The sequence below is a fragment of the Blautia sp. ZXY-1-C6 genome (genome assembly GCF_056339875.1).
Genome location: NZ_JBWJVQ010000033.1, coordinates 1 through 7896 on the forward strand (window position 1 = coordinate 1; position 7896 = coordinate 7896).

General features: G+C 41.5%; 7 protein-coding genes. All 7 read right to left on the reverse strand.

All coding sequences use genetic code 11. The annotated features are described in order from the left end of the window. Positions 1–2211: alpha-galactosidase (locus AC075J_RS01605; RefSeq protein WP_476389889.1), on the reverse strand; the 2211-nt coding region annotated here is incomplete at its 3' end. A gap of 174 nt (positions 2212–2385) precedes the next feature. After that, on the reverse strand, positions 2386–3297 hold the full coding sequence (locus AC075J_RS01610) for an AraC family transcriptional regulator (RefSeq protein WP_118339330.1): 912 nt from the start codon (positions 3295–3297) through the stop codon (positions 2386–2388). Between the two features lie 51 nt (positions 3298–3348). Then, positions 3349–4344, reverse strand: coding sequence for an L-glyceraldehyde 3-phosphate reductase (gene mgrA / locus AC075J_RS01615; RefSeq protein WP_118339229.1), 996 nt, complete (start codon positions 4342–4344; stop codon positions 3349–3351). 58 nt (positions 4345–4402) lie between these two features. Beyond that, positions 4403–5080 (reverse strand): hypothetical protein, encoded by a 678-nt coding sequence (locus tag AC075J_RS01620; RefSeq protein ID WP_118339232.1) that lies wholly within the window; start codon positions 5078–5080, stop codon positions 4403–4405. Between the two features lies 1 nt (position 5081). Next, a complete protein-coding gene (locus tag AC075J_RS01625; RefSeq protein ID WP_226840065.1) occupies positions 5082–5501 on the reverse strand; it encodes an ATPase in 420 nt (139 codons plus the stop codon). Continuing rightward, the gene (locus AC075J_RS01630; RefSeq protein ID WP_118339238.1) at positions 5473–5925 is read right to left on the reverse strand and encodes a DUF4869 domain-containing protein; all 453 of its coding nucleotides are present in this window, start codon (positions 5923–5925) and stop codon (positions 5473–5475) included. Before AC075J_RS01630 ends, AC075J_RS01625 begins: the two co-directional genes overlap by 29 nt. Before the next feature lie 217 nt (positions 5926–6142). After that, the coding region (locus AC075J_RS01635; RefSeq protein ID WP_476389890.1) for a beta-galactosidase small subunit-related protein at positions 6143–7896 on the reverse strand (1754 nt) is incomplete at its 5' end.

Genomic DNA, 7896 nt, shown 5'->3' on the forward strand with positions numbered 1-7896 from the left:
TAAAACATAAATTCTGGACTCATAGTCTGTGCATGGTTCGTCTTCACTTGTAGGTTCACCTGCTGTACAGTCTGTGGTGAGCAGTCCCAGATTCATCAGCTCATCCCCGTAGTTTTCTGTTTCATTATACTCATTTCTGTAGATAAGATCCGGATCCAGTCCCTGAAGCCGCACTCTGGTAAAATCTGCGTTTACTACATTTCTTTCCCTGTACCAGAATACCAGCGCTGTTTTTTTGTCCTCGCTGACTGTCATCCACACAGTTTCATTGCCCTCAAAAGGACTCTTCAGTCTGTAAAAAGTTCCAAACTGGATCAGTTCTCTGTATTCTTTCATAAAGGTAATCTGCTGTTTTACTTCACTGATTTCCTCATCAGACAGTTTATTCAGATCCAGCTCATATCCGAAAGTTCCAAAATAAGCTACATTTGCTCTTGTATGTAACGGAGTTTTCCGGTTTAACTGATGGTTGGGTACTACAGATACATGGCTTCCCATGGAACTTACAGGATAACACATACTTGTGCCGTACTGGATTTTTACACGCTCTGCCGCATCTGTATCATCACTGGTCCATCCCTGTGGCGCATAATAAAGGATTCCCGGATCAAAACGTCCGCCGCCGCTTGCACAGGACTCAAAGAGGATTTGCGGGAATGCAGTATTTAACCGCTCATACAAATCATAAACTCCAAGAATATATCTGTGGAACACTTCTCCCTGACGGTCTGCAGGAAGTGCTGCCGAATAACATTCCGTGATACTTCTGTTCATATCCCACTTGATGTAGGAAACCTTTGCTTCTGAGAGGATTTTATACATCATCTCATAAATACAGTCCACCACTTCTTTTCTGGAGAAGTCCAGCACATACTGGTTTCTTCCATGGCAGGAAAGTCTCTGGGGTGTCTGCAGGATCCAGTCCGGATGTGCACGGTAAAGGTCGGAATCCTTATTCACCATCTCCGGCTCAAACCACAGGCCGAATTTCATACCCATCTCTTCAATTCTGTCTGCGATTCCTTTAATTCCCCGCGGAAGACGTTCTCTGTTCGCAACCCAGTCACCAAGTCCTGCATGATCGTTGCTTCGTGCACCGAACCATCCGTCATCCAGTACAAATAATTCAACACCACATTCCTTTGCCTTTGCTGCGATTTCTACCAGACGGTCCTCTGTAAAATCAAAATAAGTAGCTTCCCAGTTATTGTTAAGGATTGGCCTGGGACGGTCTCTCCAGTAACCTCTTGCCAGTCTCTTCTGATATAATTTATGGAAAGTCTGGCTCATTCCATTCAGACCCTTATCAGAAAATACTACTACTGCTTCCGGAGTCTGAAAGCTCTCACCACAGTCCAGCTTCCAGTCAAAATTCTGCGGATTGATTCCCACAGTGATGCGGGTTGTATCATGAGTATCCACCTCTGCCTGCATTCTGTGATTTCCGCTGTAGATCAGGCTGAATCCCATCACTTCTCCTGCATTTTCTGTTGCCGACGGACGTCGGAGCACAATAAAGGGATTATGTTCATGGGAAGAATTTCCTCTGATGCTTCCCACAGACTGGATTCCCTGCTCTAATCTGCGTTCTTTCACATGACGTTCTCTGGACCATGCGCCCGAAAACTGCATCCACACATAATCTTTATCCGGAAGATCAAGGCTGAGACTCATTGCATTTAACAGATGTACTAATGATGTACCCTCATTTGTAAATCTGGCGCTTCTGGTGATGATTCCCCCCTGTGCAAAAATAGTATAAAGCAATTCCAGTACAATTCCTGTTACTTCATCTTTCAGTTTTACACATAAGGTCTGGGCTTCTTCGTCATTCTCCGTATAGGTAGCCGGAAGTCCTGAAAGCTTTGGCTTTCCATCTGTAACAGTGTGACTGACATAAGTAAATTCCGAGATCCTGCTGCCGTTTTCCTGAAGGATTTCCACTGCCGGATAACGATAATCAGAGCTTCCATATACCGGATATTCCAGTTTCAAATGCTCCAGCGAAAATTTGCGGTTTCCCTCATAAACACAGGCTGTCATTGCTCTTTGCTTCATTTCAAGAAGATATGAGAAATCTTCTCTGTCATGGATTCTTTTCCCAAAATAGAGGTTTCCAAGATGTCCATTGGGAAGTACGGTCATAATATAACTGATGTTATTGTTGTATAAATGGAATGTCTTTGAACTTTCGTGAAAAATAATACTCATAACTGTCCCCTTTCTATAATAAACTCAATATACATGAAGTTAGGGGCAAAAGTTTTTTTGACCCTAACTTGATATCACGGATTGCTCCGCGGCTGTGCTGATATCATATACATTATTATAGAGAAAGTTATTCTGAGGTGTTATGGCATTATGTTTGTCTGAACCTTCAAAATGTTAACTGTTGATCAGCTTTTCCAGCCCATCCTCTGACACTTCCAGGTTCCTGCGGTTTTTACTTCTGTCCTGCCTTCGAAACTGAGTTGGTGTCAGTCCTGTTTCATGCTTGAATGCCCTGGCAAACCGTTCTGCATTTCCATAGCCACAGGATTTTCCAATTGATTCTACAGACAGTTCTGTAAGCACCAGCAATTCTCTTGCCCTTGTAACACGGTATTTCTGCAGAAAATCCTTTGGTGAAATATGAAGTTCATTCATGAAGATGGTGTACAGATAACTGCGGTTAACATTCAAATGCTCTGCCAGTTCCTGTACTCCGATTCCACAGGCATATTCATTTTTTATAAATGCCATGGCTTCTTTGATATATTCTCCATACCCGTTTTCTCTTCCATATTTCTTTTCTTTTGTATTACCCAGATAAGTATCAATCACTACATCTTTTGTAAGAACTGAAAAGAAATCATATAATCGGCCCTGCAGATAATACAGATTTGAGGTGGTGCTTTCTGTATGTTTCAGAATATCCAGCACAATTTTCTTTAACTCTTCTCCACTTTCTGAACGGAAGATCAACTGCTCGCTGTTTAATCCGATATCCCGAATATATTTTCCTGCATTGGTGCCACCTACTCCGATCCAAAGATAACTCCACGGATCATCTTTATCTGCCTGATAGAAAGTCTGTGTACCCGGCTCGATCAGAAACCCCTGTCCGGCAGTGAGATAATGTTTTTGTCCTGACGCCTGATACATCCCCTTTCCTTTCACTACAAAATGGATCAGATAATGCGGACGGGACGCCGGACCATAGCAATGCAGCGGCCCGCATTGTGCGTAACCGCTGTAGCTTAGATAAAATTCTCTGAATTTCGGTTCCTGTAATTGTAAGACATATGAATCTTCCATAATATAAGTCTGCTCTCCTGTTTTATAAACAACCATTAACTTTCGGCTATATCATAAGGCCAGTGAACACTCATCTATCTTCTTTAATTCCTCTTCACTGAAAGATTCACTGTCCAGCACTTTCAGGTTCTCAAGGATCTGCTGCGGACGGGATGCTCCTATAAGCACACTGGTTACGATTCCGTCGCGGAGAATCCATTTCAGTGCCATCTGCGCAAGACTTTCCCCTCGCTCTGCTGCAATTGCATTCAGACTGCGGATACTGTTAAGACGTTCCTCACTGAACTGGTCTGCATGGAGAAAACGTCCGTCTGTGTTAACGCGGCTGTCCTTTGGAATTCCATTCAGGTATCTGTCTGTGAGCATTCCCTGGGATAACGGACTGAATGCGATAATTCCCTTTTTCCTCTCTGCTGCAGCCTGTTTCAGGCCATTTGTCTCGATGGTACGGTTAAAGATATTATATCTGTTCTGATTAATGATAAACGGACAATGCAGTTCTTCCAGAATATCTGCAGCACGTTTCATTGTCTCACCATCATAGTTGGAAATTCCAACATACAATGCCTTTCCGCTTCTGACGATCTGTGCCAGAGCCTCCATGGTCTCCTCAAGAGGAGTCTCCGGATCCATACGGTGATGATAGAAGATATCTACATAATCCAACCCAAGGCGTTTCAGGCTCTGGTCAAGACTGGCGATCAGATACTTACGGCTTCCCCAGTTTCCATAAGGTCCCGGCCACATATCATAGCCTGCCTTTGTGCTGACGATCAGCTCATCTCTGTATGCAGAAAATTCCTCTCTCAGGATTTTTCCAAAATTTTTCTCCGCACTTCCGGGCTGTGGGCCATAGTTGTTTGCAAGGTCAAAATGAGTGATCCCATTGTCAAATGCTGTAAAACACATCTGCTTCATATTCTCATAAACACCGGTGTCTCCGAAATTATGCCATAAACCCAGAGATAACTCCGGCAGCATCAGCCCACTGGCACCACAGCGGTGATATTTCATGGTTTCATAACGTTTTTCATCTGCCTGATACATAAAATAATTCCTCCCTTTTCGTACAGTTTTCAAATCTTCACTTTTATTAAATCCTACTCTAATCTGCAACTTTGCAAATCACATTTTGCACCTTCTCAGACTGTATCAGCATCCTCATCTTCTCATCCCCATCCTCAATCTCAGGCTTACCACATCTAAGACTATCTGGATGCTCCGACACACAGCAATTCTTATACCAGCATTCACCCATAAGAGTCCCTTTAACAGACCACTTTTCATTTTGTGTAAATTCGCCTGCCAATGACTTCATCACTCGTTCTGTAGAATATCTTTTAAAACCTGCTATATACTGCAATGTCTTCTCGTCATCAATCTTTGATAAATTGATTCTATGATTCTCAACTGCTGCCAAGACTTCTTCACGAATTTTGATTTTATCTGTCTTTCCGGTGCCTGTCCATGCTATTAGCTTGTCAAATGCAAGAATCAGATATTCAAAACAAATCATATCCAGAATTACAATTTTTCCTTCCGACTTATCTGTTATTGATTTCAACATACGATACTTGTTACGAATATCCTGATTATCAACCACATAATCAAATGCAACGTAATATTTATCGTCATCTTTAATGTCCAAGTCTATTACCGCATCCAGTAATCCCTGATTGCTTCCTTTACTTTCGACTACAAGCTCATTATCAAAGAAAAACTTGTTAACTAATTTCCAGAAGTGAAGCCCTGCACCAGTATCCTCCGTCCATAAATATCTCATATCACAGCTCCTCTTCCAGCGTTATTCTGTTGTTATCAAACTTCAGCACCTTAAAACTTTTATCAGATACATTAAGTCCGTCACAATTTCGCAGAAAAAGCATATACTGATTTGAGAACTCAAAATTAATGAATCTCCTGATATCATCATTAATCAAGTACTCTGCATTATCTACCACAATGAAACTATCCCGGCACTGTTTTATTGCTTTTAAAAAATCATCTGATTTATAGTTAAATAATTTTATAGTCTTGTATTCGTCTGTTAGTCTTATATCTTCCAGCATTTCATAAAGCACTGTTTTACCGGTGCCGCTGTCTCCGCCAACAAGAGTAATTCTATCCTCAAATTCCAAATCGTATGAAAATGGATCTGCTTTAAAAGTAATGTTCTTATAAATCATCTGCTTCTCTCCTTTCATACTCCTTACTCCACCAGGCATTATAGCCTCTCCCGCCGGTAACTATATCAGAATTATTAAATCGGATTTTTGCATTGTCTGGGATATCAAAAAGTGTCGGTCTTGACATATAAATCTTTATATTTTCCATAGCAAAAATGATCTTTAACACATTCGGACCACATTCCTCAACATTTACCACCTTATCAGGGTGTTTTACAATATTTATCAGTGTCTTGCAGCCTGATGATAAATTACGAATTGTACCTAATCCATATTTTGTTTCTATATGCTTGTCCGGAGTCAGCTTTGCCTCATCTATTTGCCAGATTAAATCAATTTCTTTTTGTGACATTTCTTCATTACCTGTATTCAGATTAAAGTACAGGTCGTTTTGAAGTATCCAGTCTTTTGAATCAATCTTATTTGTATATATATCTATCATTTAATGTTACTCCTTTTCATTGTCAATCGCCGACTTTTGAGAATCGTTGGACCACTATAATGCCCACGTTTTCGCCCTGCATTATAAATCAAAGAATTTACTTGTATATCATATCACATTTTCGACGTTATAAATATCATTTTTTGTTGTCTATTTATCTATAACAGTTAAAGGGACTGCCTATTCTGACAGCCCCTTTTTAAACAAATAAACTATATTAAATTCCTTTAAAGCTAAAGGAGAATTCCATCTTTCCATCTGCATTTAACAGATATTCCTGATGGGTATATGCTCCCCAGCTGTCATCGCCGCCGATTCCCATCTGGCCTTTGGCTACGCGTACTACTGTGTAATGGATCTGCGGGAGTTCGTATGGATGCATGGCATTTTCCATCTCATGTGGAGTGTATGGGAGTGCGGAGAACATCATTGATTCTCCATCCATCTCAAAGTACATTCCTCTGCCCTTGCGGTCTGTGACCTTCGCCCAGCGTACTTCCTCTTTTGCTCCGCATTCCTGCGGTACCATGTATCTTGCTATATTATCCACAACTTTGTTCTGGTAAATGCCCAGTTTTGCACCTTTTTTGCGGTCTGCATAGGTTTCAGCTTCGCCCAGTCCATACCACTGGACATTGTCATAATCTGCATTGAATTTGAAAATCACCCCAAATTCCGGCATATCGCCAAGTTCTTTTACAGGATCATAAGTTAAAGTTGTCTTCACTTTTCCATCGCCGAATACTTCGTAGGTAAGCTGACACTCACTGGCTGGTGTGGTCGGCATCAGATAGGTAAATGTTACTTTTACAGAGTGGTCTGTTTCTTCTGTCTGTGGTGAATTGGATGGACCGTATGCACCTTTTCTGTATTCTTTGTGGCTTAAATACATGCTGGCAATTTTCCACTGTGCGTAGCGCATCTGCATAAGATTTCCACAGTCATTATCTGTAGGTGCACGCCAGAAGTTTGGTTTCGGGATTGCTTCGATCATCTCTTTGCCTGCATATTTGTAGGAAACCAGGCCACCATTGAGGACGGAGAACATTACTTCGAAGTGCTCGCCCCGGACACCAATATTATGTGTGCTTCGGATGATCTGTGGTTTCTTTACAAACGCATCTGATACACATACATCTTTTTCCACTGTAATCGCTGTTTCTGCTGAATCTGATTTTCCATCCAGAACATCCTCTTTCACCTGATATACATACTGTCCAAACGCAATTTCATAACCTGCAGGTGCCCATATCTCCTCCTCTTTCAGATGGAAGGAAACAGTAACTGTATATTCTCCGGCTGCTTCTGCTTTTTCAAAAGGCAGTTTATATTCTTTCTCACTCAATGGCTCAACTGCTGTTTCCAGTACTTCTGTACGGATCACTTTTCCATTCTTTGCAAGTGTTACCTTACAGTCAAAAGTATCTGTATTTACAAAGAGGTTCTTGTTAAGCACTTTTACTGTATCAGCTGTCACCTCTGCTGTAATATTCTGATAATTAAATTTCACTTCCTGCATCTTTGGAGATGGCTCTCTGTCACCGCCATATGCGATTCCGTTGCCGCTGAAATTGTAGTCTGTAGGACGTTCTCCGAAATCGCCGCCATATGCCTGGAACTCTTTTCCATAGCGGTCTTTCTTATAAATAGACTGGTCAATGTAATCCCAGATAAATCCACCCTGATATTTAGGCTCTGTATCTGTCAGGTCAGTATATTTGTGCATGGCACCGCAGGAATTTCCCATGGCATGTGTATACTCACAGCAGATAAACGGTTTGCTGTCATCCTTTGCCAGGAACTCTTTGATTGCTTCTACAGACGGATACATCTGGCTTTCCATATCGCTGGTATCATTATAACTGCGGTCATGGAAAAGTCCCTCATAATGTACCAGACGGGTAGGGTCATTCTTATGGAAAAGCTGAGACATTTCATAGATATCTTTTCCGCCAAAAGATTCATTTCCGC